The sequence below is a fragment of the Vibrio sp. M260112 genome, assembly GCF_036533775.1.
In the GTDB taxonomy this organism is placed as follows: Bacteria; Pseudomonadota; Gammaproteobacteria; order Enterobacterales; family Vibrionaceae; genus Vibrio.
In genome coordinates this window covers 1-2,071 of the sequence record NZ_JATABH010000123.1, presented here as the reverse complement: position 1 = coordinate 2,071, position 2,071 = coordinate 1, and the positions used below count along the sequence as shown (strand labels likewise).

2 protein-coding genes and 1 pseudogene are annotated in these 2,071 nt (G+C 38.9%); all 3 read right to left on the bottom strand.

Translation table 11 applies throughout. From position 1 onward, the window contains the following. Positions 1-425: 425 nt before the first annotated feature. On the bottom strand, positions 426-815 hold the full coding sequence (locus QTN95_RS20360; RefSeq protein ID WP_331418805.1) for a hypothetical protein: 390 nt from the start codon (positions 813-815) through the stop codon (positions 426-428). After that, positions 812-1,939: a pesticin C-terminus-like muramidase gene (locus QTN95_RS20355; RefSeq protein WP_331418804.1), complete on the bottom strand. Its 1,128-nt coding sequence runs from the start codon at positions 1,937-1,939 to the stop codon at positions 812-814. Before QTN95_RS20355 ends, QTN95_RS20360 begins: the two co-directional genes overlap by 4 nt. Then, positions 1,936-2,071 (bottom strand): annotated as a pseudogene (locus tag QTN95_RS20350) (IS4 family transposase); the annotation flags it as partial. The gene QTN95_RS20355 and the pseudogene QTN95_RS20350, both read right to left, overlap by 4 nt.

The window sequence follows — 2,071 nt, the reverse complement described above, 5'->3', positions numbered from 1 at the left end:
TTGAGATGTTATAACGCTCAAGTTGGTGAGGCACTGGCAAATGTCAAAGCAATGAACAAAGTCATAGGACTAGGTATGCCTGTTAGAAGCTAACGGCTAGTCATATATGGCGTCGTTGATCTTCAAGCTGATTTGATCAACAACGCCGTTCTATTGTCATAATTTTTCTTTAACTCTCTAATTTCTAAACTATTAGGGAGCTTATTGCTAGCAAGAGCTATATTTGAAAAAGCAAGCAGGCAACAAAACATGCTCTTATAAATATTTTTCATCCCTTCCATCCTATTAAAATCAACCCAAAGACATAATGGATTTTGAACACTCATTACGTATTCAAATTTCAGATATTAAAAATTAACCAAATCAGACACATAGGTTTCGGGTAATAGCGAGTTAGAAAATTAAAGTAAGATAGCTAATTCTGACTACTCACAACTCACTGCCTGAGTTTGAACATCGATGGTACATGATAGATCTGACCAAGGAGTCGCTACTGTAAATGTTACGTCACCACTCCACATACTTAAATCCATGACATAAGCAGTAGGATAGTCTCGCTGTAAGTTGGTTAATGATACATCACCATGCACAGAGTTTGCCTTTTTCTCTTTATTTCCTAATTCACAATATTGGACTGATTTCCCTGTTTTAAATTCATATACAGTGATACATGGATTATCTTTCAAAACATAGGCAGCAAAATTTTCTTTCTTCGTTCTAACTGAATAATCCGAAGCATACAATCGATATTCGGAAGCACTTGTATAAGCTGAAACCAATACCAATCCTATCATAAAAATACGTTTAAGCTTCATTCTAGATACTCCTTTCTTGCAATACACCTACTACGTGGAACATCAAATTTCCTCCACGCTTTTACATTCGAAATAACTGCTTTAAAACTTTGGGCATTGTAATCAACCAATGCAGGAACAAAGCCTTCCCTTGTTCTAGGGCTGTTATCGCCTCGATATGTCAAGTCGACTAAAACATCCTTAACATTACGAGGTAAGTTATCCCAATCAACCACTCCAAATTTGGCTTTAACATCTGGCTTAGTCAGCAAGATGCGAGTCTTTTCTTCCATATAATCATAAACATCATTAAACATTAAGTGTTGTTGTTTACGTGTTATTGTCAGTTCATCATCAGTCAACCCTGAACTATCAAGAGACTCTAGGGCACTTGCTCTTTTAACCCCTTCGACACTGAGTAACCAATCCGATAATTCAGGGATTAATTCCGCCTCTTGAAATAGCGCTTTTAAGTCCAACTTAGCAGGTGATTGTCCCGTCGCTCCTGTGGGTGGATTTCCTAAATCTAAACCTCGCCCAATTGTAACACCTGATTGACCAATCACCACTCTACCATTCTTAGGAACATGAGCTTTCCTCGTGAAATAGGGGGATGATTCAATATCATCGCCTTCACAGTCAAATGTGAACTGCCCTCTTGGTACAGTTAGCCATTTTTCATCCATCGCATCATCAAGATATTTCCAACTTTCATTAACGGCTTCATCTAAAGCAAGAATGGTGTTCTTGCCGATGACTCCGTCTACTTCACCCAATTGATAATATTGATGCGTGGTATGTGTCGGATGGTATTCTTTTTGAAACTTTTTGACCGCTTGCTCCGTTTGACTTCCAAAATGTCCATTTACCTTTCCCTGATACACATTCACTTCTTTCAATGCTTCTTGAGTTTTTAATACCTCAAAGCTCTTCATTCCAAATCGCAGGTAAGAAAATGAACCACTTCCTAGCGCATTCATATTCTCTTCATTTTTTAACAGCCTTGATTTAAGTATTGGCGCGTTACTTACCTGTGGAGGATTATCTTTAGTCAAAGAAGCCTGTTGTTTCAGTCTTCTTTTTTCCCTTTCATCATATTCAGCTAAAGCCGCTTTTGTGCGCTTAACCCTGAGGGATCCCCTCATAAATCCGCCAGTGCATAGCCATCTTTTAAGAGCTGCTCAGCTAGAGCCATGGCCGTTGCTAAGAGGTGTTGAGTAGTAATCTCGTAGTCTGGTCGCCTGAGGACTTCCATACCTAATCGAACGGTAGACAGG

Excerpts from the sequence above, each read along its gene's own strand:
- QTN95_RS20360 (WP_331418805.1), bottom strand. The coding sequence starts at position 815 with ATGAAGCTTAAACGTATTTTTATGATAGGATTGGTATTGGTTTCAGCT.
- QTN95_RS20355 (WP_331418804.1), bottom strand. The coding sequence starts at position 1,939 with ATGAGGGGATCCCTCAGGGTTAAGCGCACAAAAGCGGCTTTAGCTGAA.